Genomic DNA, 24,410 nt, shown 5'->3' on the forward strand with positions numbered 1-24,410 from the left:
ACAGCCGCTCTGTCATTCGCGGAAAACGCAGAATCGGAGATGCACCCGGAGTCCGGGAGGGGAAATAACGCGCAGTGGGAAGAACGGTAAGCGAACCGTCCTGAACGGGGTTAACAAGGCGAGGAGTAAACAGAGCGCGAGAATCGCCCCCTCAAAAACAACCGGTGGCGCAGTCAGCAGCGATTTCGCACTGAGCTCGCATGGGGTCGCGGGTGACGTTTCCTCTGCCCCGGACGTCGGCGATGTCGTCGCCGTGATGGTGGTTGTTTCCATCTGCAACGCGTGCAGGCCCGCCATGCGCTGCGCGGTACAAACTATCACCACGACACATGCCAGGCAGAGGAACCACCATCCCATCCGTTGACGTTTCGCCATTACACCCTCACTCATTGACGCGAGTTATCTTAACGGCTGGCGTGTTTTACGCAACCTCCGGGCTGTAAAGTTATGTTGTCTCGCGGGTTGGCATTCGCCCGCGACAGGATTACCCTACACTTACTGGTGACACCTTTTCAGGGCTTCCTTTAGCCTGTATTGATTAACCCGAGAGAACGCTATGGAATTAAAGGATTATTACGCCATCATGGGCGTGAAGCCGACGGACGATCTCAAGACTATCAAGACCGCTTACCGCCGACTGGCCCGCAAATATCATCCCGATGTCAGCAAAGAATCCGATGCCGAAGCCCGCTTTAAAGAGGTTGCCGAAGCCTGGGAAGTGCTGAGCGATGAACAGCGACGCGCCGAATACGATCGGCTCTGGCAACACCGCAATGACCCACAGTTCAATCGCCAGTTCCAGCAGGGCGAGGGCCAGAGCTACAACGCCGAAGACTTCGACGATATTTTCTCCTCTATTTTTGGTCAGCACGCGCGCCAGTCGCGCCAGCACCGTGCCAGCCGGGGACATGATATTGAAATTGAAGTTGCGGTTTTTCTTGAAGAAACGCTCGCGGAACACAGCCGAACCATCAGCTATAACCTGCCGGTCTACAATGCGTTTGGCATGATTGAACATGAAATCCCGAAAACCCTGAACGTGAAGATCCCGGCAGGCGTCGGCAATGGCCAACGCATTCGTCTGAAAGGCCAGGGTACGCCGGGTGAAAACGGCGGACCGAACGGTGATTTGTGGCTGGTTATCCACATCGCGCCGCATCCCCTGTTTGATATCGTTAATCAGGATCTGGAAATTGTGGTGCCGCTCGCCCCGTGGGAAGCCGCGCTGGGTGCGAAAATTGCCGTCCCCACACTGAAAGAGAGCATTCTGGTCACCATTCCCCCCGGCAGCCAGGCTGGACAACGGTTACGCATCAAAGGTAAGGGTCTGGTTAGCAAAAAACAGACCGGTGATTTGTATGTCGTGCTTAAGATTGTGATGCCGCCGAAACCGGATGAACGCGCAACGGCGCTGTGGCAACAACTGGCAGAAACACAGTCAGGATTTGATCCGCGCAAAGATTGGGGGAGAGCATAATGGCTAACGTCACCATCACCTTTACGGTTACCGAGTTTTGCCTGCATACCGGCGTGACGGAGGAAGACCTGAATGAGATAGTGGGTCTGGGCGTCATCGAACCTTATGCCGAAACGGCGGACAACTGGCAGTTTGACGATCATGCGGCCGCCGTGGTGCAGCGCGCCCTGCGACTACGTGAAGAACTGGCGCTCGATTGGCCGGGGATCGCCGTGGCGCTAACGCTACTGGAAGAGAACACCCGTTTACGCCAGGAAAATCGCCTGCTGCGACAACGACTCGCGCGGTTTAACCCTCATCCATAAATTCAGGGCAGCGAAAGCTGCCCTGGTAGTGATGACAAACCTCATCCCGATACCGGACAAGCAGAGATCACCTAATTAAAAACAAGGAAAATCAATTCATTGGTTTTCGGCTGATCATCACAAAGAAGGAAAAACCACGTTTTTTCCTTCTTTGTCAGCGGTCTGAGGGCAGCGAAAGCTGCCCATTTATCAGGCGATGATATAAATCAACGCTGGCTCAAAGGGATAGCCGTAGGATAGTGGTATTCAAAATGCCACTTTATGGAAGTCAGAAGGCAATGAGCGAAAAAAGCAGAAAGCGCTGGCAACGCCGCCCAGGAACAACGGGCGGCAAATTGCCGTGGAACGACTGGCGTAATGCCTCCACCTGGCGCAAAGCCACACAGTGGCTGCTGCTGGCGATCAATATTTACATTGGCGTGACGTTTTACTACTGGGTACGTTATTACGAAACCGGTGGGTCCAGTGTGTACGTTCCCCGACCTGGCGGCATTGAGGGTTGGTTACCCATTGCGGGTCTGATGAACCTGCGCTACACGCTGGAGACCGGCATTTTGCCCCCTGTTCACGCCGCCGCCATGCTCCTGCTGGTCGCGTTTATGCTGATCGGCCTGCTGCTCAAGAAATCGTTCTGCTCGTGGCTGTGCCCGGTGGGTACGCTGTCTGAACTTATCGCCGATGCAGGTAAGACATTATTTGGTCGCAACTTTTCGCTGCCTCGCTGGCTGGATATCCCCCTGCGCGGCCTGAAATATCTGCTGCTGGCCTTTTTTCTCTACATTTCGTTGTCGATGCCGGCACAGGGTATTCCGTATTTTATGATGTCGGCCTACGGCATTATTATCGATGTGAAGATGCTCGATTTCTTTCGTAACATCGGCACGATCACGCTGCTGAGCGTCGCTTTACTGGTGGTGATAAGCCTGTTCATTCGCAACGCGTGGTGTCGTTATCTGTGTCCCTATGGCGCCCTGCTCGGGCTACTTTCCCTGCTCTCACCATTCAAAATCCGCCGCAATGCGCAAAGCTGCATCGACTGCGGGAAATGTGCCAAAAACTGCCCGTCGCGCATCCCGGTGGATAAGCTGATTCAGGTGCGAACGGTTGAATGCACCGGCTGTATGACCTGCGTGGAATCCTGCCCGGTCGCCTCAACGCTGACATTTTCCCTGCACACACCAACGGGAAAGGCAGAAACGCGCCGGGGAACGCTGTCAGGTATGGCGATGACGCTGCTGGTACTCGGCATTATGTTTGCCCTCATTGCATTCGCGATGCTGATGGGCGTTTGGGACAGTCCGGTGCCGGAGCAGCTTTACTTCCGTCTGATACCTGAAGCAAGGATGATTGGACATTAACAGGAGCCGGATGGGGCATCTGCCGCCATCCGGTGGTTGACGATCACTCCGGTTTCTTGTCCTCGTGGATGCCATCCTCAATAAAATCTTTATCGAGCTCTTCGGCATTCCCCTCGTGATCGCGACCAGAGAGAATGTTCCAGCAGGCGATAAACAGCGCGGCAACGAGCGGACCAATAACAAACCCATTGATGCCGTAAATCTCCATTCCGCCCACCGTGGTGATCAGAATCAGGTAGTCCGGCATTTTGGTATCTTTGCCGACCAGAATGGGGCGCAGAATATTATCCACCAATCCCACCACCACCACGAAGAAGCCGACGATGAAAAAGCCCTGCCACAGTTGCTGCGTCGAAAAGAGATAGATAGCCGCTGGCACCCAGATAATCGCGGAACCCACGGCGGGGATCAGCGACAGGAACGCCATCAATGCTCCCCACAGAATACTGCCATCAATACCGACAATGTAAAACGCAATCCCGCCCAGCGTCCCCTGCACGATCGCCACCACAACGGTGCCTTTCACCGTCGCCCGTGAGACCGCGGCAAACTTTGCAAACAGGTGCTGCTTAACGAAATTCGACAACGGCAGCGAGTCGAGAATTTGCCGAACCAGATACGGCCCATCCTTGAGCAGGAAAAAGAGCAAGTAGAGCATGATGCCGAAACTGATCGCGAAACCGAAGGTGCCTTTGCCAATCAGGAAGGCGCTACCGGCCAGATATTGCCCGCCCTTTAATGCCACATCAGACAGTTTCTGCTGGATTTTGGCAGCGTTATCGAGACCGTGATCGGCAAGAAACGAACGCGCCCACTCCGGCATATGTGCAAACAAACTTGCTACCACCTCCGGGAACTGAGCGTCGTTGTGCTGCAACTTGTTGTAGACCACGTTCAGTTCAACGGCGAGCGAGGAGAGGATCAGCATTAACGGGATGAAAACAATCAGGCAGATGATACCCAGCGTCAACAGAGACGCGACCCCGTTACGCTCCCCCAATGCCGAACGCAGCTTATTTTTAACCGGGTAGAAGATAACCGTCAGAATTGCGGCCCATAAGATGGCGGAAAAGTACGGCGACAGCACATCGAAGAAAGCCCATGTCACCATAGCGAGAAGAAAAAGGAAAAAACCTTTATTCAGTCCGTTAAAACGCATTTGAGGATCCTGTAAACAAAGAAACTCAGTGGACTATAGGACTGATTGCGGATTTTACAAAGCCGACAGGAAGAAAACCGTCTGCCGATACTTCACATTCAAAGTGTGACAGTGCTCATTGTTTCACCAAAAGGAATTGCATTTAGCGCAGAAACAGATCAATCATAATCACATACACGAACATAGTCCGTATATACGAACAACATGGAGAAATGATGAGCGCATTCGATTACAGCAATCCGGTTAAGTTTTATTTCGGCGCGGGTAAATTCAATCAGTTAGGCGAGATAGCGTCGAAGCACGGGCGTAATGTGTTGCTGGTCGTGTCTGACAGCACCAAACACACGGGTCAACTCGAACGTGCGCAACAGGCGCTTTCTGACGCCGGTATTGCCTTTGCCATTTACGATCGCTTTATGCAGAATCCACTTTCGACACTGGTTGAGGAAGGCGCGGCACTGGCCAGAGACGAACGCTGCGATCTGGTTATCGGAATCGGTGGCGGCAGTGCAATGGACATGGCCAAAGGCATCGCCTTCTGCGCCTGTAATGAAGGCAGTATCTGGGATTATGTGTTTGGCAAAAAACAGGCACAGCGCGCGTTGCCGGTGATATTAATCCCCACCACTGCCGGTACCGGCAGTGAAGCGAACCGTACTGCCGTGTTCACCAATCCGCAAACGCATGACAAAAAGGGGCTGGTCAATCCACTCATTTACCCTGTCGCCGCCATTATCGATCCTGAGCTGATGCTCACCCTGCCCAAACGCGTTATCGCCGGACCGGGTGCAGACGTTCTCTTCCATGCCCTGGAATCCTATATCTCGCGCAACGCAAATCCATTCAGTGAGATGCTTTCCCTGCAGGCCATTCGTCTGCTGGCAAAAAACCTGCCGCGGGTTTACGAAGACGTGAGCTGTCTGGACGCCTGGGAAAAGGTAACGCTGGCCAGCACACTCGCGGGAATGGCGATCGACTGTGCGGGAACGACATTACCGCATGCACTGCAACATCCGATGGGCGGATTGCTGGATGTGGTGCATGCAGAAGGGATTGCCGCGGTCTATCCGGCCTTTCTTGAATACACCTGGTCCGCATCTCCAGAGAAGTTTGCCGCCATCGCGCAGGCAATGGGCGTTAACACGCAGGGAATGACCAGCGAGCAAGCGGCACAAAGCAGTGTCGCCGCAGTGACCGATTTCCTGAAAGGCATCAATATGCTCCCGACGCTGACCGAACTTGGCGTGAAGGAAGCGCATTTCGACTGGATCATTAATAACGTGCTAACCACGATGAATGTGGTTTTAAACAATAATCCACGCGTGCCTGATGCGACGATGCTTCGCGATCTTTTAACCCGCAGCCTTTAAACGACAAAGGAATAGTCATGTTTATTATTATTGACTCTGGCTCGTCGGCAACACGATTGTATCTTATGGATTCAGGCGACCTCCGTGTCATCGACAGGTCTGTTATCCAGGCCGGTGTAAATTCCACCATTGATAAGGGAAGTAATGAATTTCTGAAAACGGAGATGGCCTCCGGAATAAAAGCATTGCTCAGCAGGCACTCACTGTCGACTGAGGAGATTGAATTTATTATTGCCTCAGGAATGATTACCTCTAATCTGGGACTTCATGAAATACCGCACCGGGAAGCGCCGGCAGGTATTGAGCAACTGGCTAAACATGCCGTGCGTTTCGCTGGTCATACCCTTCTGCCGCTGAATATCCCGGTGATACTGATTCCCGGGATAAAAAATAAAACCACGGCACAGTGGGAGGATCTGAGGGGCATCGACCTCATGCGCGGGGAAGAAACCCAGGCCGCAGGCGTATTGTTAGCCTGGCAACCCACATTGCCCTGCACGCTGATTGAACTGGGCTCAACCACCAAACTCATCTCCATCAACGAAGAAGGAGAAATTGCCGGCAGCATTACCTCACTCAGCGGTCAAATTTATGCCGCCATTCTGAAACAGACATTCGTTGCCTCCAGCGTAGAGAATGCTGAAGACGCTGTTTTAGATGAAACGATTATTGATGCGGCGTACCGTTCCATTTCGCAAAGCGGTTTCCTGCGTACCGTATTAATGACGCGCTTCTTACAATTTTCCTTACCGACCACGGCGGCGCAGAGAAAATTATTTCTTGAAAGCGCGATGGCCTGCGACGATCTAAAACTGCTGTCAGATGCCCAACACCAGGGATTTAATCTTAACGGTGACGTCTATCTCATTGGGAATGCGTCACGCTGCACCTTATACCACTATATCTTTTCACATTATGCAGAACGTAATGCGCGCTTCCACATTATTTCCGATGCGGAAAGTATCGACATGCTGGCAATAACCGGAGCGAGCGCCATCGCCCGCGCGATACAAAATAACCCGCAATAAGGTGAAAACAACATGACAATTATTACCATTGATACCGGAACAACGAATACCCGCGTCTGCGCCTGGCAGGACGGAACATTACTCGCAGAAGCGGCGCGTGCCGCTGGCGTGCGTGACACTGCCATTACCGGCAGTACGGCCACATTGATGCAAGGTGTCAGCGACGCCGTACAGGACGTGAAACAGAAAGCTGGCATCCCTTGCGACGCAAAGGTTATTTACCTCTCAGCCGGAATGATTACCTCCAACGTGGGCTTATTTGAGATCCCCCATCTCGTCGCCCCTGCCGGATTAAAAGAACTGGCAGAAGGCATGACGCCCGCGCATCTGCCAGAGATTACCGATGAACCCATTTGGTTCGTTCCTGGCATACGAAATCACAAAGGTGCCGTCTCACTGGATAACGTCGAGCAGATGGACATGATGCGCGGCGAAGAAACGGAAGCAATTGGCGTACTCAGTAGCCTTGATATCCGTGGGCCTGCGCTGATCATTTTACCGGGATCGCATTCTAAATTTGTCAAAATTGATGCGCAAAACCGCATTGAAGGCTGCGTAACCACCCTGGGTGGCGAGCTTCTGGAAGTCATTACCCGACATACTATCCTCGCCAGCTCTTTACAGCATCAATTCGCGACCAGCATCGACAGCCCCTCGTTATTGCAAGGGGCCAGCCAGTGCCTGCAAACCGGACTTTCCCGCACCTGTTTCTCGGTTCGCGTGCTGGACATGTTTGCTTCCTTATCACTGAACCAGAAAGCGAACGTACTGCTTGGCGCCGTATTACAGGATGACCTTCAGGCAGTTAAAAATAGTCGGGCATTTGACTGTCCGCCGGATACGCACATCGTGGTATGCGGTAAAGAAGTTCTCAAACTCGCGTTCGCCACCTTAATTGATCATGACCCGTGGTTTAACGGAAAAATAACCGTCGCACCGGAAAATAAATCCTTGTCCGCAGAAGGATTACTGGCTTTGGCGAAACGAAAAAATATTATTTAACTCCTTTGTACCCTACAAAAATAAAGGTTTAATTTATGAACACGACCGTAAAAGAAAGTGCCGTAGTAAAAAAACGAGGCGGTAAAAGATGGTTTGTTGTTTTCCTCTTATTAATCGGCGGGATTATTAACTATCTGGATCGTGCGAGTTTATCCATTGCAGCGCCCGATATGATGAAAGAATTGAATCTGTCCAATACCGATATTGGACTTCTGGGGTCGGTATTCGCGCTGATTTACGCATTGTGCCAACTCCCTGCTGGTTTTCTGGTTGACCGCTTTGGTCCTAAAAAAGTCTATGGCTGGGCCGTCGCGTTGTGGAGCGGCGCCACCATGCTGACAGGGGCGTGCAGCAGTATGATGACCCTGATTTTCGCTCGCGGAATTTTAGGGATTACTGAAGCCCCCTGCTGGCCTGGTGCAGCCAAAATTACGGCCTCATGGTTCCCTAAAAAAGAGCGCGCGCTGGCGACGGGTTTCTGGGATGCCGCCTCAAAATGGGGGCCGGCCATTGCTCCGCCGATTCTGGTGGCTATCATCGTGCCGTTGGGCTGGCGTTCTTTATTTTATATTGCCGGTGCGATTGGTCTGGTCTTCGTGGTGTTCTTTATTTTTGCTTACCACCAGCCAGAAAAACATCCGAGTATCACCAAAGAGGAACTGGATTATATCAAGGAAGGCGGCGGTGGTACCGCGGAAAAACTGACCAGTGAGTCAGAGAAAATTAGCTGGGGCGGATTATTCAAATACCGTTGCATCTGGGGAATGATATTAGGCTGGTTTTGCTATGTATGGATGATGAATATTTTCACTACATTCCTGCCGCTCTATTTGATGAAAACTCAGAATATTCAGCTTAAAGAGTTAGGGATCTATGCCAGTATTCCTTATTTCGGCGGTATTGTCGGTGCCATTATGGGGGGATATATCTCCAAATGGTTAATCGATAAAAATATCTTTACCGACTCCCTCAAAGCAAAACGCGCCACGATCAGTATCTCAGCGTTACTCGCGGGTATTGCAGTCATTGCCGTACCGATGGTGGATGGTCTGTTTGCAACATTAACGCTGCTGGTGATTGCCATGGCGCTGCTTTCCGCGCTCTCAGCGACCGGTTGGGCTTTGCCTGGCGATGTTGCCCCGTCATCGATGGTGGCGTCAGTCGGCAGTATCCAGAACTTCGGCGGCTATTTTGCCGGATCGCTCTCCCCCCTTGCCACCGGCTTGATCGCCGATATCACCGGTTCTTATACCCTGGCTTTCGTCAGCGGCGGGATCATCGCGGCCTGTGCTGCACTTTGTTACTGGTTCATCGTAAAAGAGCCGGTAAAAGTAGAAGAATAATACCGTCAGGGGGAAATCTCCCTGACTTTTAACAGAGGTTATCAATGATTAAACATCGCGTTATTCACGCTATAGAACAGACCGGACTTATTGCCATCGTGCGCGGTATCGAGCCTGAATCTGTTTTGCCTTTGGCTGAAGCGTTATATGCAGGTGGCGTTGAGGTGATAGAGGTGACGTGCAATTCGACACGTTATCTGGAAAGTATCACCGCGCTAAAAACGAAAATGGGAGACAAGATGAAGGTGGGTGCGGGAACCGTTATCAATCCCGTCATGGCACAACTGGTTATCGATGCTGGTGCTGATTTCGTGTTGTCGCCTGATTTCAATCCCGACGTCGTCTCTATGGTTCATGAGAAGCAACGACTGATGATTCCGGCGGTGATGACGCCATCCGAAATCCTCCAGGCCTGTCGCCTGGGCGTGGATCTGTTGAAGCTTTTTCCGGCAAACAGCCTGGGCATCGATTATCTCAAAGAGATCCAGGGGCCGCTCGATAATCTCGCGCTGATCCCGGTTGGCGGCATCACGCTTGAAAATACGGCAAGCTTTGCGCAAGCAGGCGCGTTTGCTGTCGGCGTCGGGAGCGCGCTGACAAACAAACAGTGGGTAAAAGACGGCGAATGGGGAAAAATCACCCGCCAGGCGGAGGCATTTATCCGGGCGTTTCGTGATAACAAACACCGATAAATGACACCGGCACATCGCCCTGCACGTTTTTCCTTCATTGTGTTCATGAAGTCCGCCTGGCTATACTGCGGCTCATTAAAACTACAGTGAGGGAAGAACGTGTCTGAGAAGATTAACCGCTCTGTCGCACGGGCACTGGAAATCATGGAGCTGGTTGCGCAGAGCAAAGAAGATCTCACCATTTCAGAGATCAGCAAATTTCTGGCCATCCCGAAAAGTACCACTTTTGATATCTTGTATACCCTTCTTGAAAAAGGATATCTGGAGCAGACCAGCGAAAAGCAGAAAACGTTCAGGCTGGGCATGAAGCTGTTCCAGACCGGCGCTCACTATCTCGACAGAACGCCTTTTCGCGATGTCGCCCACGCCACGCTGGAAAATCTGGTTGAAAACGCAGGCGAAACGGCTTTCCTCGCGATTCTGAACAAAGATGAACTGGTGTATCTGGACAAGGTTGAAAGCCCCAATTCCGTCAGAACCTCGGCACGTATTGGTTCCAGTAATCCGCTTTACTGCACCGGTCTGGGTAAAGCCATTCTCGCCACCCTGCCCGATGATGAAGTGCGCGCGATAGTAAAACGAACCGGTGGCCTGCGTCCCGTCACCCCCTATACCATCACGGATGAAGCACAGTTTATGTCCATACTCGCCCAGGCAAGACAGCAGGGTTATGCGGTCGATGACAGGGAACATAACAGCGAAGTCTTTTGTCTCGCCGCGCCGGTGTACAACCTCCACGGGCATGTTAGCGCAGCGATTAGCGTGGCCAGTTTATTTTCCAAAGTGAAAGACGATCGGCAAAAAATTGAGGTACTGGGTAAAATGATCTCAGCCGCTGCCCTGGAACTTTCACACCGAATAGGGTATCGCGGTAAGTCTCTCTATATGAATGAATAACGTCACCGTCTGTTCGCCTGAAAGAAACGCTCAGGCGAACCAACTGACTATTCCTATCGCCAGAATAATAGCCGTTCTTTCTGCGCAATGAGCAACTTCGTCGCATTAATAAATAAAATCCCAGATATATATTCACAAAACAAATATTTCCAATAAATTTATCACTGTTGTTTTTGTTTTGAAGATAAATTGTACGACTACGATTCAATTCTCTCTGGTCACATAAAGCAATCTTGATATCGCATCCAAAAAAACGATATTTCACTTTGCCGAAATAATAAAGTCAATGATAATGCGCCCGTTCGTCTCCTCAAAATGGCGGGATATTCTCTATGCTACATTTATTTGCTGGTCTGGATTTATATACCAGCTTGATGCTTTTACTTGCGCTGGTCTTTGTCCTGTTTTACGAAGCGATTAACGGATTTCATGACACCGCCAATGCAGTTGCGACCGTCATCTATACCCGAGCCATGCAACCTCAACTGGCGGTGATAATGGCTGCAGCGTTCAACTTTTTTGGCGTTCTACTGGGTGGACTCAGCGTTGCGTATGCCATTGTGCATATGCTACCCACGGATTTACTGCTCAATATGGGTTCGTCGCATGGCCTCGCAATGATTTTCTCTATGTTACTGGCGGCGATTATCTGGAACCTGGGGACCTGGTATTTCGGTTTACCCGCCTCCAGTTCCCATACCCTGATCGGCGCAATTATTGGTATCGGGTTAACCAACGCGCTGATGACGGGAACCTCGGTAGTCGATGCGCTGAACATCCCGGCAGTGGTCAATATCTTTGCTTCGTTGATCGTTTCTCCCGTCGTCGGAATGGTGATTGCAGGCGCCCTTATCTTCCTGCTGCGCCGCTACTGGAGCGGTACCAAGAAACGCGATCGCATCCATCGCCTCCCTGAAGAACGGAAAAAAAAGGGCGGGAAAAAGAAGCCACCATTCTGGACGCGTATTTCGCTCATTTCCTCCGCAGCCGGCGTGGCCTTCTCTCACGGGGCGAACGATGGTCAGAAAGGGATCGGTCTGGTCATGCTGGTCCTGGTGGGGATTGCACCAGCCGGATTCGTGGTGAACATGAGCGCGACCGGATACGAAATCACCCGCACCCGCGACGCGGTCAGCAATCTTGAGGTTTACTTCCTGCAACATCCCGACGCGTTAAAACAGGTCGCCGACAAGACTCAACCGCCTGTCACACCGGCGGCAAATATCGCACCGGCGACGGAATTTCATTGCCACCCCGCAAACACGATGGATGCCATTCATCGCGTCAAAGCACTGTTGCCTGCCAACCTGGAGAGTTACGACACATTAAGCGTGCCGCAACGCAGTCAGCTACGACGCATCATGCTGTGCATCTCCGATACAACGGATAAAGTGGCGAACCTGCCGGATATCAGCCGTAGCGATGTGCATCTGCTGAAGAAACTGAAAACCGATATGCTGAGCACGATTGAGTATGCGCCGATCTGGATAATCATGTCAGTCGCGCTGGCGCTGGGCATGGGAACCATGGTTGGCTGGCGTCGCGTGGCAACCACGATTGGCGAAAAAATTGGTAAGAAAGGGATGACCTATGCCCAGGGGATGTCCGCGCAGATCACGGCGGCAATCTCAATCGGTCTTGCCAGCTATATTGGGATGCCGGTTTCTACGACGCACGTACTCTCTTCTGCCGTAGCGGGAACGATGATTGTCGACGGTGGAGGATTGCAGCGAAAAACCGTCACCAGCATCGCGATGGCCTGGGTATTTACGTTGCCTGCGGCAATTCTGTTGTCGGGATGTCTGTACTGGGCTTCCCTGCAATTTCTCTGAGCCAACTGACGGTTCAGGTGAAGCGATATGTGCGTAAAAATGCCCAGTCAGCCAGACTGGGCATACAGAAACAGAACGAATTTACTGAAGGGTGAGGCTAACGGCATCCGTATTATTGTTACGGTAATGATAGCCGCGGGCTGTCATAAACTCTGCTATCGCTTTTTCCGCATCCGCCAGTACATCATCCAGCGGTTGATTCGCATCGATGTCGACCAATTGTGCGCCGCCAAAGGTCAACTGTGGCGTTATTGCTATTTTTCTGGCCAGGGCTTCTCTGCGGTGATCGGGTTTACGCGCACAGGCAACATCGAGGTCTACATTCAGTTTTATCACTAAATCCGGCTTATGACTGGCCATCCAGCGGAACGCCGAGCGTTCTTGTTCAGCCAGCCAGGAAACGAAGCGACTTCCGTCAGCATTGGCAGGAAACACGGTGCCATCATAAGCTCCGGGAATTTGTATTTGAGGATAGCGATCGGCTAATACAATTAGCCCACGGCGTCGACACGCCAGCATATGACGAAAGCGCAATAACCGACGCACCACGAAGGACATAATCACTAATGCGGGTACAGGGCCTGGTAATTTTCTCGCAGTTTTAACTTTATTACGCTCAATAGTTTTACCTAATGATTTTCCCATTAACGGTAATTTAACCACGGCGCGCCCCACATTTCCGGCCTGTTTACCTAAATGCACTTTTTCTGCGGGACCATATTTCTGCAAACAGATCAGAAGATGTTCACAGACCGTTGTTTTCCCCGAACCATCGCTGCAATAATGGCTATTAGCGGAGGTTTCATTGATATCATAAATATACCCTCAACATAAAATCCTTATCATGAATACTTTATTAACGCGATACCCTTTTGGATATAACTATTAATACTAAAACGACAATTAGACATTGTCACAACTTTGTTGAACAGATATTCTTGGGACACCACAGCGAATATACACCCCTTTATTTAAACTGGATCTTTCGTGAGTCAATATACTATTCCCACTATTAATCCCCCTTTCGTTCGGGTGATTGCCATAGTCGGCTGCGATGGTTCAGGTAAATCAACCCTGGCTGCCAGTCTGGCCCCTCTTCTGGCATCACAATTGCCGACAAAACAGCTTTATCTCGGGCAGTCTTCTGGTCGTATTGGTGAATGGATCGAACATTTGCCCGTCATCGGGGCGTCGGTGGGTCGTTACCTGCGAACAAAAGCGGCACGTGTGCACCAGCGCCCCTCGTCACCGCCAGGAAACATGACGGCGCTGGTAATCTTCCTGCTCTCCTGCTGGAGAGCGTATAAATTCCGCAACATGTTGATCCAGAGTCGGCAAGGCACATTATTTATCGTCGATCGTTACCCCCAGACGGAAGTCCCCGGGTTTCGTTTTGACGGGCCGCAGTTAGCCAACACAACGGACGGCAACTGGTGGGTGCGCCTTCTGAAAGCGCGCGAACTCCAGTTGTACCAGTGGATGGCCTCCTGGCGCCCCCTGCTGCTGATCAGGCTGGATATTGATGAAGAAACCGCATTCTCGCGCAAGCCTGACCATCCACTGTCCATTCTTCACGAGAAGATCATGGTCACGCCGCATCTGACGTTCAATGGGGCGACAATCCTCGAACTGAATGGTCGGGAACCGGCGGATAAAATTCTTATTGCATCATTACGTTCAATTCAAGCCTCTCTTCGCGATCACCGGATCGGATTTGCGAGTCCTTTTTAAGACGGAACGACATGGAAACAGAGAACTCAAGCCCCCTGAATGCGCCGTTGCCGGAATACATTCAAGGACTTATTGCCGTTGTCGGCTGCGATGGTACCGGCAAATCCACGCTGACGGCCGATCTGGTTAAAAACCTGCAACAAAAGTGGGTGACCGAGCGCCACTATTTAGGGCTTGTCTCCGGAGAGGATGGCAACAAAATCAAGCGTCTGCCGCTGATCGGCACATGGCTTGAGCGGCGACTGGCGGCGAAATCATCAAAAACGCAAAGCATGAGTACCCGAGCCCCCGCACTCTGGGCGACGTTAATTATGTACGGATTCTCTGTGCGCCGAATGGCTAACTTACGCAAAGCGCAGCGGCTGGCGCAAAGCGGCGTTCTGGTGATCAGCGATCGCTACCCTCAGGCCGAAATTTCCGGATTCCATTATGACGGACCGGGTATTGGCATCGAGCGCGCGACGGGCTGGGTGAAAACCCGCATGGCAAAGCGCGAATCCCGCCTGTATCAGGAAATGGCGTTATGCCGTCCTGAACTCATTATTCGTCTTGGTATCGATATTGATACCGCATTTTCCCGTAAGCCTGACCATGACTACAACGAGCTGCGCGACAAAATCGACGTCATGGTGAAGCTCACCTACAACGGCTCAAGAATTCTCGATCTGGATTCCCGAGCGCCCTACCGCGAAGTGTTGGAAAAGGCGCTGGCTGCCGCATCCGTTGCGGCACGGAATTCCCGGCGTAGAAGCGTGATGTCGTGACGCATCAGCCCTCAACGGAGTCGGGGCGCACAGAGCGAAAGACTGTCTGAACTCAGGCGCGGTGCCATTCGCCAGACTGAGATTTTATACTGGGCGGGTTTGCTCCCGCTGAGTGATGATTAACCTGGCCTGACGGGTTTTCTCCTATGAAAAAGTGGTTTGCTGATGGCGCATTTCGCACCATCATTCGTAATAGTGCCTATTTAGGCTCCAGCAACGTGGTGAGTGCCCTGCTGGGTTTACTGGCGCTCTCCTGCGCCGGTAAAGGCGTGACGCCAGCGATGTTTGGCGTGCTGGTCATCATTCAGTCGTATACCAAAGCCATTAGCGATTTTGCCAAATTCCAGACATGGCAACTGGTCGTTCAGTACGGTACACCCGCGCTGGAAAGCAATAACCTGCAGCAGTTTCGCGATGTGATCTCTTTTTCTTTTAGTCTGGACATCGCCAGCGGCGCGGTGGCTATCCTCTGCGGAATGGGGTTACTGCCGTTTCTTTCGCACTCGTTAGGCCTCGACGCCGACAGCTTCTGGCTGGCAATGCTGTACTGCACGCTAATCCCTTCCATGGCCTCATCGACCCCAACGGGGATTTTACGGGCGGTAAACCGCTTTGACTTGATTGCCATCCAGCAGGCGACCAAACCCTTCCTGCGCGCACTTGGCAGCGTTATCGCCTATTTCGGTGACTTTGGGTTTGCCGGTTTCGTGATCGCCTGGTACGCCTCCAGCCTGATTGGTGGCACGATGTACTGGTGGTTTGCCGCGCGCGAACTGCGTAGCCGGAATATTCACGGTGCGCTACGCCCACGGCTGTTCGAATCGGCGCGCCGCCTCCAGGGCGCATGGAGTTTTGTCTGGTCAACCAATATTGCCCACACTATCTGGTCTGCGCGAAATTCATGCAGCACGGTGTTGGTAGGTGTCGTTCTTGGCCCCGCCGCCGCCGGACTGTTCAAAATTGCGATGACCTTTTTCGATGCCACTGGCACGCCGGCGCAACTGCTTGCCAAGAGCTTTTATCCCGAAGTGATGCGTTTAGATCCGCGCAGCAAAAAGCCGTGGCAACTGGGAATGAAATCGGCGCTGTTAGCCGGTGGTATCGGCATCGCCGTGGCGCTTGTTGTGGTGATTGTCGGTAAGCCGCTCATTTCGCTGGTTTTTGGCGTCAAATACCTGCAGGCGTACGACCTCATCCAGATTATGCTTGGCGCGATTATTGTGTCGATGCTGGGGTTTCCCCAGGAATCACTGCTGCTGATGTCCGGCAAACAACGGGCTTTTCTGACCGCGCAGACCATCGCTTCCATCGCCTACATTGTCCTGCTGCCAGGGCTGTCGCATCTCTTTGGCGTGGTCGGCGCGGCGTTTGCCTACTTCGCCGGACAATGCCTGGATGTACTGCTTTCCCTGATCCCGACGATACACGCTTATCACCATCGCCGTAGGTTGCCCTTTACCGCAGCCAAAGAGACTCACTCATGACGCACGAAAAATTCTCGCCTGACGTTCTCCAGCGCCTGTTTGTCGCGGTGGAAGAAGATGACATCGTCGATCGCCATGCCGTACTGCCGGATCGTGTGCAGATTGACTGCACCGACGTCAACATCCGCCGCTGTTATGATCTGTGCCTGCAGTTTTGGGAGGACGGTTTTACCCGCAAGGACTTACTACGGTTGGTACTGAAGCAATTACGAGGCTGCGAGCTGTCAGAAAAGGAACGGATGCAATACAAACACATTCGCGCGCGTTATAAACATTTACGTTTTGCTCAGCGACTCTATCGCAAAAACCACCAGGCAGGCCGTTTATTCAGCAAAACCACCGTTTTTCTCGGCCATTTCCAGGACGGATTTCGTAATGGGAATAAAACGATTACTGCCACTTATGGAAGGCTGTTGCGTATTTACCTGAGTTTCCCCGTCTGGCGAGTCGTCCAGTATTCCCTGCGTCACAGTCAGTCAGAAACGACAAGCGGATTTATGGTCTATTGTCAGGCGCAAATGCGCACGCTGCGAGAATTAATTACCAGACCGCAACTGACAGGAAGTGAATTTCATGCCATGCGGAAAATCATTAGTCAGCAGGTTTCGTATTACGACACGTTACGTTCCCTCGATCCGGACAATCACGATGCCCGCGCAGTCTCCCGCTTTCTGGCCGCGATTAATGGTCTGATGGGAGACCGACATGATGAGATGGTGACCGATGCAATGGAAATGAGAAAACCGTACGACGCGCCGAGCGCACTGGATAGCGCTATTCGCGAACGTATAGAACAATTGCTCACTCATTATCCTCTGTAGGTCGAGCTGTACATGATTGCCCTTCCCGACTCAGCGAAATAAAGGATCTGCGATGCTGCTACGTCGATTACTGATTGCTTCACTCCTGCTCTCGCCATGGCTGGCGTCCGCGCATAACTTTGTCGAAGGCCAACCGGTCAAGCCGATCGTCATTACGGATCGCGGCGAATTGCAGTTGGATAATCATGATGCGTTTAGCTACCGAAACTGGAACAGCAGCGAACTGGCGGGAAAGGTGCGCATTGTTCAGTACATCGCCGGGCGAAAATCCGCAAAAAAGAAAAACTCAATGCTGATTAAGGCCGTAAAGGCAGCCAATTTTCCCCAGGACCGCTTTCAACCCACCACCATCGTGAATACCGACGATGTGATCTTTGGCTCCGGTTTCTTCGTCCTCGGAAAAATAGAAAAAAACAAACGCCGCTACCCATGGGCACAATTTATCATCGACAGCAGCGGACTGGGCCGCAGAACCTGGCAACTCAATGAGATGAGTTCAACCATTCTGGTGCTGGACAAAGAGGGCCGCGTCCTGTGGGCAAAAGATGGCGATCTGACGCCAAAAGAGGTGCATCAGGTTATCGCGATGGTACATAAGATGGTTGATGAATAGCCGGGCCCGCGATGAAATTAATTGAACGCTACATCATGACCAGTATTCAACGACTGGTAGCGACCCTCGTGGGTTTTCTGATCTTTATTTTCGCCAGCTATTGCGCGCAGCGCTACCTGACCGACGCGGCAAACGGCACATTAGCCCTGGACGTCGTGTTGAACGTTGTCTTCTACAAGGTACTGATTGCGCTGGAGATGCTGCTCCCCGTCGGCCTGTATGTTTCCGTCGGCGTCACCCTCGGGCAGATGTATACCGATTCGGAAATCACAGCGATATCCGCCTCCGGCGCTACGCCTTCGTGCCTTTATCGCGCCGTCATATTCCTCGCCATTCCATTAAGCATTCTGGTGATGCTGCTGTCACTGTACGGCAGACCCTGGGCTTACGCGCAAATTTATCAGCTAGAACAACAGTCGCAGTCTGAGCTGGATGTCCGTCATCTGCAGGCAAGAAAGTTTAATATCAACAACAATGGGCGGATGATCCTCGCCCGGCAGATTGATCCCGACGCGGCTCATCTCAGCGATACGTTGATTTATACCTCCTCTGACAACAGGACCAGTATCTTCAGGGCCAGCAGTGTTGACGTTGTCGACCCATCGCCGTCGACCCCCACGGTGATGTTGCACACCGGTACCGCCTATGTTTTGGCGCATCAGGGGCGGGATGATAACGAGCAGGTTTTTCGCAATCTCAAACTGAACCTGAAACCGTTCGACCAGAGTGACGAGGTCAAACGCAAGGCGAAATCCGTCGCTACGCTCTCCCGCTCCTCTGCACCTGCTGATGCTGCGGAACTGCAATGGCGGGAAAGTCGTGGAGTCAGCGCATTGCTAATGGCGCTACTCGCTGTTCCATTAAGCCGCGTCAGGCCACGCCAGGGACGGTTTTCCACGCTGCTCCCACTCACGCTCTTATTCGTCATCATTTTTTATGGCGGCAACATTTGCCGCACGCTGGTTGCCAACGGCGCGTTGCCCGTGACTCCGGGCCTGTGGTTGGTTCCCCTGCTCATGCTGGCTGGCCTGTTTCTGCTGCTGATCCGCGACGGCACTCTGCTGTGGAAAATTCGTCGATGAACATCTTCAGCCGCTATTTAATACGTAATCTCTTTTTGGGATTTGCGGCTGCCGCAGGGTTATTGCTTCCCCTGTTTACCACCTTCAATCTGATCAACGAACTCGATGATGTGAATCCTGGCGGATATCGCTGGACGCAGGCCGTGATGGTTGTGTTGATGACATTGCCCAGAACTTTCATCGATCTTGGCCCGTTTATCGCGCTGATCGGCGGCATCGTCGGGCTGGGACAGTTGTCGAAAAGCGGGGAGTTAACCGCAATACGCACCACGGGATATTCAATTTTCAGAATAGCCATGGTGACGCTTTGCGCGGGACTGATGCTAACCGTTGCCCTTGGTGTCATTGATGAATGGGTTGCCTCGCCAATGCAACAGCGGGCATTGCAGATAAAGACGCGCTTTACCCGTCACGATATGGCGGGAAACATTCTGTGGGCCCGGCGCGGCAATGAGTTTGTAACGGTGAAGTCGCTGAACGAACAGCGCCAGCCAGTAGGCATTGAGCTGTTTTACTATCGGGCGGACCATTCTCTACAACGGTATATTTATGCGAAAACGGCGACCATTTCAGACAACGGAACCTGGCAGCTTGAGGATGTAAATCAAAAAGAGTGGGCCAACGGTAAGGAGACAACAGAGACGAAAGAGAGCGTAGCGTGGCCATCTCTCTTTGCCGGTATGAGCCTACAGGAACTCACCCTGCCCAGCAGTAGCTTTTCAGTTAAGCAACTCGGTCATTATATTTCCTACCTGAAGAGCACGGGCCAACCCAGCCTCGAATTTACGCTGGCGTTGTGGCAAAAAGTAGGGCATCCGCTTTTGATTCTGGCGATGATTTTACTGGCAATCCCTTTCACTTTTAGCGCCCCCCGCGCCCCCGGACTGGGGAGTCGCTTAGCCGTCGGCGTGGTCGTTGGACTGCTGACTTACGTCTGCGATCAGATCATCGTCAACCTGGGGTTGCTGTATTCCCTTAATGTGCAGATGACAACGCTGGCTCCGCCGGCATTGCTTCTGGCGATGGCGTTAATCCTTGTTTTTCGATTCGATCGCCAGCCCTGATATCACAACATTTATCAAGTTGCGCGATGGACCGAAGATTCAGAAACCACAGCAGGTATTCTCAGGAAGAATATCCGCTGCGGGGAGAGAATATTATTTTTTCAGCTGTGCAAATACCTGAATAATCGTGTCAATCTGCTCGTAGGTATGTGCCGCATTAACGCTGCAGCGTAGCATCGCGATCCCGGCGGGTGCTGCCGGTGGCAAAATGAGATTCACATAAACGCCTGCGGCAATCAGTTCGCGCCAGGTACGCAGCCCCTCTTCTTTCGTACCGATAATAACCGGAACCACGGGGCTGATGTGTGAACTCAGCTCATAACCCAGTTTCTCAAGCCCTTCATACAATCGCACTGCGTTATCCCACAGCTTTTGGCGCAACTCCGGTTGCGCGGCGATCGTTTTTAACGCAGAACGAACGGTTGCAATGCTCGACGGCGAAGGCGATGCGGTGAAAATATAAGGGCGACTGGCGTAACGCAGAACGTCCATACCCCGATCGCCTACGGCAAAACCACCAATGGAAGCCAGGCTCTTACTGAAGGTTCCCACAATAATGTCGACATCCTGCTCTACCCCCGTCGCTTCCGCCAGTCCTCGCCCCGTCGCCCCCATCACGCCAAAGGAGTGCGCTTCATCGACAATCAAAAAACCACCCAGCCGTTTTTTGATGTCGACAATGTCGACCAGTGGCGCGATGTCGCCCAGCATACTGTAAATGCCTTCGACAATGATGATAGCGTCTTTGGCGCGCTCACCGAGGCGTACCATACGTCGTTCCAGATCTTTCGCATCATTGTGGCGAAAACGGATAATTTCTGCGCCGCCTAACGCACAGGCATCATAAATACTGGCGTGGCTGTCCGCATCCAGCAGTACCACCGCATTATGATTGGCAAGCGTGCTGATTATCCCTAAATTAGCGGTATAGCCCGTGGAGAAGACGATGGCCGACGACCGGCCAAAAAACGCAGCAATCTCCTGTTCTAACGCTAAATGCGGTCCATAACTGCCGTTTGCCATCCGTGAACCGGTCGTACCCGTCCCCTGGTTCGCTAATGCCGCCTGCCCCTCAGCAATCGCCTGGGCATTAAAGGTTAGTCCCAGGTAGTTATTGGTACCCGCCAGAATAATCTTTTGGTTGCCAATCCGCCCTTCGGTTGCGGAATACACTTCATCTATACAGGTGCCAAATGGGTTAATCCCCGTCATTCGAAATTGTTCCCGCTCGCTGGCAAGGCGTGCGAATTTATCATAAAGACTCATTGATACTCTCCAGATAAGGGATTAACGCTTCCATTAATTGCGCAGGCGTTCTGACATCCAGCAAGATATTAATGGGGATAGAAATATCGAATTTATCTTCCAGCAACATTAATAAATCCATGACCTTAATTGATTCCAGCCCAAGATCATTAACCAGATCGCTGTCCGGTTGGATATCCACACCGCTTTCGACCATACCCTGCAAACAGTAAAGGGTGTAATCCATTACTTCTTCATGATTTAACATAGAAAATAACATACCTGTAATCTAAATAATCAAAATAGCCCCTGGCGTAACGCATATTCCAGGCTAACCCGGGGAAACCAATTTATGTTCTCGCACAGACATTTATTATTTGCTGACCAGTCCGGGTGGGTTAATTCGCAAACTTTACTGCGGGTCAACATCGGTTCTTTTCCGGCAAACCGACTGATTAACGTACTCGTCCCGGCAATCAATATCAGCAATGGCAGCGGAATACTCACGGTCCGAACCGGCCGCTTACTTACCGCAGCCGCAATTTCCTGAAGACGTTGCCAGTTATAGCCGCCGGCAACCCCATCGCATAACTCATAAGGATAAACTGGCGTCCGTTCGGCCATGAGCCATTGACTGACGGCCTGAGCCAAATCGCTCACATGCAAAAATGACAATCGGGTATCGACAGCGCCAAATCGCGGAAGATAGCCTCGCAGCATCGTACGAAACAACGGGTTTAACTCTTTGTCACCGGGCCCGTACACCGCCGTAGGGCGAAAAATCCCCAGCGTAATCCCGGCGGCCATCGCCGTTAGCCGTTGTTCAGCAACATGCTTGGAATTAGCATACCAGGAGAGTTCAGGGTGACGAGCCGCCAGCGAGGAGATAAACAGAAAGCGCTGACAACTGCCGCTTTCTTTCGCAGCCTGCATCAGTCGCTGACTACCTTCGACATTACAGCGGGTGAAGACTGCTTCTTTGTGTCCTCGCACCTGCCCCGCACAGTGGACTACGTGATCGGCCCCTGCGACCAGTTGCACCAGCGTCTCGCGTTCTTCCAGCGCCCCCCGGATCCAGACAAGATTTTCGCGCGCGTCGTGACGGACGGTTCGGGTTAACGCCCGGACGATAAAACCCTGGGAAAGCAGCGCCTCAATAATATGTTTTCCGATAAAACCGGTCCCGCCGGTCACCGCAACGATGGTACTCATTGCGCATAACCCGACGCGGGGATTGGTGAATTCAGGGGTTCGGCGAAGAGGTTCAGATAGCGTTTTTTTGCTTCCGCACGGGCCGGTTTCCCGGAGGATGTTCGTGGAATGCTGTGCGGTGGCAAGAGCTCAATGCTAACAGAAACGCCAAACTCGCTTTGTACCCGGGCGGTCAGACTGTGGACTATCTGCGCGCGGCGTTCTTCACAACTGACCCGGCACTGGATCTGTAAAATAATCCGCTCCTGGGACGTCACAAACGCTATTGCATCGCCAGAGTGAATTTCCGGTTCCTGTTCCGCAATATACTCAATATCCTGTGGCCAGATATTCCGACCACGAATGATGATCAGATCTTTTATACGTCCCGTCACGTACAGATAGCCATCCAGCAAGTAGCCCAGATCCCCGGTATCCATCCATCCGGTTGACTGGATTTCCTTTTGCGAAACCGGATCCTGAAAATAACCGTCCATCAAGCTCGGACCGGATATACAGATATGGCCCACTTCTCGTTCAGGAAGCGGGAGTCCAATTTCGTTACGAATTTCAATGCGGTGACCCGGTAGTGCTTTGCCACAGTTCACAAAGGTGGAAATCGCCCGGGTATTTTTCGTTGGCGCAACCGCTTTGCCCTGGTACTCGAGTATATCGCGATCGACGTCGTTCACCTGAGAACCCGACGCTTCATCGGAAAAACTCACCGCCAGCGCATTTTCAGCCAGTCCGTAGCACGGCATGAAGGCTTTACTGTCAAACCCCGCGCGCTGGAAACATTCGCCAAACTGATTGAGTTGCCCGGCAGAAATGGGTTCGGCACCCACCCCTGCTACACGCCAGCAGGAGAGATCTAACCCGGCAAGTTCGTTGTCATTGATGCGACGCAAGCATAAATCGTAACCGAAGGGGGGGGCCACGGAGACGGTGCAGCGGTTCTGACTGATTAATTTCAACCACTGTAACGGGCGCATGGCGAAATCCTGCGTGCGCAGATAGTCCACGGAGAGTTGAGTCGCCACAGGCGTCAGCAGAAAACCCACCAGCCCCATATCATGATAAAAGGGCAGCCAGGAAACGCAGCGGTCGCTGTCGCGTAATTTGATCCCATCATGGCTAATCACACGCAGATTCGACATCACTTCACGGTGGGTAATAATGACACCGCGAGGAAAACGCGTACTGCCAGAGGTGTACTGGAGGTAGGCAATGTCATCCGGCAATGGCTGTGGCAGTTCGATATCCTTTTCCGGCAACGCATTAAATTGCGCATTGCTGAGAATATGGATTGCCGCCCCATGATCGTTGACGACATCTATCAGTGACAACCATTGATCGCTGCTGATAATGGCCGCTGGCTGACAGCTGGCTAACAGACCCTGCAATTTCGCAGAATAAGAATCGCGTTGCCCGACGCCCATTGGAATGGCCAGCGGTACCGCCACTAAACCCGCATACTGACAGGCAAAAAAGGCTTCGACAAAACCCACGCTGGTTTCCGCAATCAGCGCGACGCGATCGCCCTTATTGAGATTCAGCGAAAGCAACCGCCGTGCCCCGGCTTGTGCTCGCCATTTTAGCTGACGATACTCCAGTACGGCTTCAGGCTGATTGCGTCGATCATAAAAATTCATTCCTGCATTTCCCAAAGCGGCGTAGTCCAAAGCTTCCGCCAGGGTTGAAAAGTCAGCATAACGCATAGGAAGAGAATGAGTAGATATTCTATTGGACATATACACCATGAAAATGTTTGGATTTAAAATCGCTGGATATACGAAACAAATAATCGGCAGAGGGTAATATAAATTAAATAGTCATTAAACAGCACCTCTTTTTTTTGGAAAAATAACCATCACAATTATAAATGATTGCAAGTATTTTAATGGTAACAGGAATAATATCCTTCGTGCATATACTTCGTCCCTTCACTAACA

At 52.0% G+C, this 24,410-nt stretch carries 23 protein-coding genes and 1 pseudogene; 17 read left to right on the forward strand and 7 right to left on the reverse strand.

Annotation, left to right across the window (positions count from 1 at the left end; genetic code table 11):
- Positions 1 to 12 precede the first annotated feature (12 nt).
- Positions 13 to 375, reverse strand: coding sequence for a copper resistance protein (locus QQZ17_RS04280; protein WP_152405139.1), 363 nt, complete (start codon positions 373 to 375; stop codon positions 13 to 15).
- A gap of 181 nt (positions 376 to 556) precedes the next feature.
- On the opposite strand from QQZ17_RS04280, the gene cbpA reads away from it, so the two are divergent.
- From cbpA to QQZ17_RS04295, 3 genes are all read left to right on the forward strand, one after another.
- Positions 557 to 1,477: a curved DNA-binding protein gene (gene cbpA, locus QQZ17_RS04285; protein ID WP_152405140.1), complete on the forward strand. Its 921-nt coding sequence runs from the start codon at positions 557 to 559 to the stop codon at positions 1,475 to 1,477.
- The gene (cbpM, locus tag QQZ17_RS04290) at positions 1,477 to 1,782 is read left to right on the forward strand and encodes a chaperone modulator CbpM (RefSeq protein WP_152405141.1); all 306 of its coding nucleotides are present in this window, start codon (positions 1,477 to 1,479) and stop codon (positions 1,780 to 1,782) included. Before cbpA ends, cbpM begins: the two co-directional genes overlap by 1 nt.
- 278 nt (positions 1,783 to 2,060) lie before the next feature.
- Entirely contained in the window at positions 2,061 to 3,140 is a 1,080-nt protein-coding gene (locus tag QQZ17_RS04295; RefSeq protein WP_152405142.1) for a 4Fe-4S binding protein, read from the forward strand.
- Positions 3,141 to 3,183: 43 nt separating this feature from the next.
- Here QQZ17_RS04295 and QQZ17_RS04300 read toward each other — a convergent pair whose 3' ends face one another.
- A complete protein-coding gene (locus tag QQZ17_RS04300) occupies positions 3,184 to 4,299 on the reverse strand; it encodes an AI-2E family transporter (protein ID WP_152405143.1) in 1,116 nt (371 codons plus the stop codon).
- A 212-nt stretch (positions 4,300 to 4,511) separates the two neighbouring features.
- Between QQZ17_RS04300 and QQZ17_RS04305 the strand changes: the two genes are divergently transcribed.
- The 7 genes from QQZ17_RS04305 to pitA all read left to right on the forward strand — a co-directional run bounded on the left by QQZ17_RS04305 (position 4,512) and on the right by pitA (position 12,463).
- Complete coding sequence (locus QQZ17_RS04305) at positions 4,512 to 5,669, forward strand: iron-containing alcohol dehydrogenase (RefSeq protein WP_152405144.1); 1,158 nt, start codon at positions 4,512 to 4,514, stop codon at positions 5,667 to 5,669.
- A gap of 17 nt (positions 5,670 to 5,686) precedes the next feature.
- Positions 5,687 to 6,697, forward strand: coding sequence for a 2-dehydro-3-deoxygalactonokinase (locus tag QQZ17_RS04310; RefSeq protein WP_152405145.1), 1,011 nt, complete (start codon positions 5,687 to 5,689; stop codon positions 6,695 to 6,697).
- Positions 6,698 to 6,709: 12 nt separating this feature from the next.
- The gene (locus QQZ17_RS04315) at positions 6,710 to 7,699 is read left to right on the forward strand and encodes a 2-dehydro-3-deoxygalactonokinase (protein WP_152405146.1); all 990 of its coding nucleotides are present in this window, start codon (positions 6,710 to 6,712) and stop codon (positions 7,697 to 7,699) included.
- Positions 7,700 to 7,734: 35 nt separating this feature from the next.
- Positions 7,735 to 9,042 carry an MFS transporter gene (locus QQZ17_RS04320; RefSeq protein WP_046478879.1) on the forward strand — a complete coding sequence of 436 codons (1,308 nt, stop codon included), beginning with the start codon at positions 7,735 to 7,737 and terminating at the stop codon, positions 9,040 to 9,042.
- A 44-nt stretch (positions 9,043 to 9,086) separates the two neighbouring features.
- Positions 9,087 to 9,734, forward strand: a complete 648-nt coding sequence (locus QQZ17_RS04325) for a bifunctional 4-hydroxy-2-oxoglutarate aldolase/2-dehydro-3-deoxy-phosphogluconate aldolase (protein WP_152405147.1) — start codon at positions 9,087 to 9,089, stop codon at positions 9,732 to 9,734.
- A 99-nt stretch (positions 9,735 to 9,833) separates the two neighbouring features.
- On the forward strand, positions 9,834 to 10,631 hold the full coding sequence (locus QQZ17_RS04330; protein ID WP_152405148.1) for an IclR family transcriptional regulator: 798 nt from the start codon (positions 9,834 to 9,836) through the stop codon (positions 10,629 to 10,631).
- Between the two features lie 332 nt (positions 10,632 to 10,963).
- Positions 10,964 to 12,463, forward strand: coding sequence for an inorganic phosphate transporter PitA (gene pitA / locus QQZ17_RS04335; protein WP_152405149.1), 1,500 nt, complete (start codon positions 10,964 to 10,966; stop codon positions 12,461 to 12,463).
- Between the two features lie 81 nt (positions 12,464 to 12,544).
- Here pitA and QQZ17_RS04340 read toward each other — a convergent pair.
- Positions 12,545 to 13,278, reverse strand: a pseudogene (locus QQZ17_RS04340) (dTMP kinase).
- A 172-nt stretch (positions 13,279 to 13,450) separates the two neighbouring features.
- On the opposite strand from QQZ17_RS04340, the gene QQZ17_RS04345 reads away from it, so the two are divergent.
- The 7 genes from QQZ17_RS04345 (at position 13,451) to lptG (ending at position 20,022) form a co-directional block, all read left to right on the forward strand.
- On the forward strand, positions 13,451 to 14,194 hold the full coding sequence (locus QQZ17_RS04345; RefSeq protein ID WP_152405151.1) for a hypothetical protein: 744 nt from the start codon (positions 13,451 to 13,453) through the stop codon (positions 14,192 to 14,194).
- 11 nt (positions 14,195 to 14,205) lie between these two features.
- Positions 14,206 to 14,958 (forward strand): hypothetical protein, encoded by a 753-nt coding sequence (locus QQZ17_RS04350; protein ID WP_152405152.1) that lies wholly within the window; start codon positions 14,206 to 14,208, stop codon positions 14,956 to 14,958.
- A gap of 146 nt (positions 14,959 to 15,104) precedes the next feature.
- The gene (locus tag QQZ17_RS04355; protein ID WP_152405153.1) at positions 15,105 to 16,442 is read left to right on the forward strand and encodes a lipopolysaccharide biosynthesis protein; all 1,338 of its coding nucleotides are present in this window, start codon (positions 15,105 to 15,107) and stop codon (positions 16,440 to 16,442) included.
- On the forward strand, positions 16,439 to 17,263 hold the full coding sequence (locus QQZ17_RS04360; protein ID WP_152405154.1) for a hypothetical protein: 825 nt from the start codon (positions 16,439 to 16,441) through the stop codon (positions 17,261 to 17,263). Before QQZ17_RS04355 ends, QQZ17_RS04360 begins: the two co-directional genes overlap by 4 nt.
- Positions 17,264 to 17,315: 52 nt before the next feature.
- Positions 17,316 to 17,876 carry a YtfJ family protein gene (locus tag QQZ17_RS04365; RefSeq protein ID WP_152405155.1) on the forward strand — a complete coding sequence of 187 codons (561 nt, stop codon included), beginning with the start codon at positions 17,316 to 17,318 and terminating at the stop codon, positions 17,874 to 17,876.
- Positions 17,877 to 17,887: 11 nt separating this feature from the next.
- Complete coding sequence (lptF, locus tag QQZ17_RS04370) at positions 17,888 to 18,958, forward strand: LPS export ABC transporter permease LptF (protein ID WP_152405156.1); 1,071 nt, start codon at positions 17,888 to 17,890, stop codon at positions 18,956 to 18,958.
- Positions 18,955 to 20,022 (forward strand): LPS export ABC transporter permease LptG, encoded by a 1,068-nt coding sequence (gene lptG, locus QQZ17_RS04375; RefSeq protein ID WP_152405157.1) that lies wholly within the window; start codon positions 18,955 to 18,957, stop codon positions 20,020 to 20,022. The genes lptF and lptG overlap by 4 nt, the downstream gene beginning before the upstream one ends.
- A 93-nt stretch (positions 20,023 to 20,115) precedes the next feature.
- Here lptG and spt read toward each other — a convergent pair whose 3' ends face one another.
- Genes spt through QQZ17_RS04395 form a run of 4 tightly spaced genes read right to left on the reverse strand, consistent with a single transcriptional unit; the run spans position 20,116 to position 24,209 of the window.
- Positions 20,116 to 21,288, reverse strand: a complete 1,173-nt coding sequence (gene spt / locus QQZ17_RS04380) for a serine palmitoyltransferase (protein WP_152405158.1) — start codon at positions 21,286 to 21,288, stop codon at positions 20,116 to 20,118.
- A complete protein-coding gene (locus tag QQZ17_RS04385; protein ID WP_152405159.1) occupies positions 21,275 to 21,535 on the reverse strand; it encodes an acyl carrier protein in 261 nt (86 codons plus the stop codon). The genes spt and QQZ17_RS04385 overlap by 14 nt, the downstream gene beginning before the upstream one ends.
- 29 nt (positions 21,536 to 21,564) lie before the next feature.
- Complete coding sequence (locus QQZ17_RS04390) at positions 21,565 to 22,479, reverse strand: NAD-dependent epimerase/dehydratase family protein (RefSeq protein ID WP_152405160.1); 915 nt, start codon at positions 22,477 to 22,479, stop codon at positions 21,565 to 21,567.
- The gene (locus tag QQZ17_RS04395) at positions 22,476 to 24,209 is read right to left on the reverse strand and encodes a fatty acyl-AMP ligase (protein ID WP_207105391.1); all 1,734 of its coding nucleotides are present in this window, start codon (positions 24,207 to 24,209) and stop codon (positions 22,476 to 22,478) included. Before QQZ17_RS04395 ends, QQZ17_RS04390 begins: the two co-directional genes overlap by 4 nt.
- Between the last annotated feature and the right edge of the window lie 201 nt (positions 24,210 to 24,410).

The organism is Citrobacter sp. T1.2D-1 (assembly GCF_950098555.1).
GTDB classification, from domain to species: domain Bacteria; phylum Pseudomonadota; class Gammaproteobacteria; order Enterobacterales; family Enterobacteriaceae; genus Citrobacter_A; species Citrobacter_A telavivensis.

Excerpts from the sequence above, each read along its gene's own strand:
- QQZ17_RS04305 (WP_152405144.1), top strand. The coding sequence starts at position 4,512 with ATGATGAGCGCATTCGATTACAGCAATCCGGTTAAGTTTTATTTCGGC.
- QQZ17_RS04325 (WP_152405147.1), top strand. The coding sequence starts at position 9,087 with ATGATTAAACATCGCGTTATTCACGCTATAGAACAGACCGGACTTATT.
- cbpM (WP_152405141.1), top strand. The coding sequence starts at position 1,477 with ATGGCTAACGTCACCATCACCTTTACGGTTACCGAGTTTTGCCTGCAT.
- QQZ17_RS04280 (WP_152405139.1), bottom strand. The coding sequence starts at position 375 with ATGGCGAAACGTCAACGGATGGGATGGTGGTTCCTCTGCCTGGCATGT.
- QQZ17_RS04390 (WP_152405160.1), bottom strand. The coding sequence starts at position 22,479 with ATGAGTACCATCGTTGCGGTGACCGGCGGGACCGGTTTTATCGGAAAA.
- QQZ17_RS04395 (WP_207105391.1), bottom strand. The coding sequence starts at position 24,209 with ATGTCCAATAGAATATCTACTCATTCTCTTCCTATGCGTTATGCTGAC.
- lptG (WP_152405157.1), top strand. The coding sequence starts at position 18,955 with ATGAACATCTTCAGCCGCTATTTAATACGTAATCTCTTTTTGGGATTT.
- QQZ17_RS04320 (WP_046478879.1), top strand. The coding sequence starts at position 7,735 with ATGAACACGACCGTAAAAGAAAGTGCCGTAGTAAAAAAACGAGGCGGT.
- QQZ17_RS04360 (WP_152405154.1), top strand. The coding sequence starts at position 16,439 with ATGACGCACGAAAAATTCTCGCCTGACGTTCTCCAGCGCCTGTTTGTC.
- pitA (WP_152405149.1), top strand. The coding sequence starts at position 10,964 with ATGCTACATTTATTTGCTGGTCTGGATTTATATACCAGCTTGATGCTT.
- QQZ17_RS04385 (WP_152405159.1), bottom strand. The coding sequence starts at position 21,535 with ATGTTAAATCATGAAGAAGTAATGGATTACACCCTTTACTGTTTGCAG.
- QQZ17_RS04350 (WP_152405152.1), top strand. The coding sequence starts at position 14,206 with ATGGAAACAGAGAACTCAAGCCCCCTGAATGCGCCGTTGCCGGAATAC.
- QQZ17_RS04315 (WP_152405146.1), top strand. The coding sequence starts at position 6,710 with ATGACAATTATTACCATTGATACCGGAACAACGAATACCCGCGTCTGC.
- QQZ17_RS04310 (WP_152405145.1), top strand. The coding sequence starts at position 5,687 with ATGTTTATTATTATTGACTCTGGCTCGTCGGCAACACGATTGTATCTT.
- QQZ17_RS04300 (WP_152405143.1), bottom strand. The coding sequence starts at position 4,299 with ATGCGTTTTAACGGACTGAATAAAGGTTTTTTCCTTTTTCTTCTCGCT.
- QQZ17_RS04355 (WP_152405153.1), top strand. The coding sequence starts at position 15,105 with ATGAAAAAGTGGTTTGCTGATGGCGCATTTCGCACCATCATTCGTAAT.
- lptF (WP_152405156.1), top strand. The coding sequence starts at position 17,888 with ATGAAATTAATTGAACGCTACATCATGACCAGTATTCAACGACTGGTA.
- cbpA (WP_152405140.1), top strand. The coding sequence starts at position 557 with ATGGAATTAAAGGATTATTACGCCATCATGGGCGTGAAGCCGACGGAC.
- QQZ17_RS04295 (WP_152405142.1), top strand. The coding sequence starts at position 2,061 with ATGAGCGAAAAAAGCAGAAAGCGCTGGCAACGCCGCCCAGGAACAACG.
- spt (WP_152405158.1), bottom strand. The coding sequence starts at position 21,288 with ATGAGTCTTTATGATAAATTCGCACGCCTTGCCAGCGAGCGGGAACAA.
- QQZ17_RS04365 (WP_152405155.1), top strand. The coding sequence starts at position 17,316 with ATGCTGCTACGTCGATTACTGATTGCTTCACTCCTGCTCTCGCCATGG.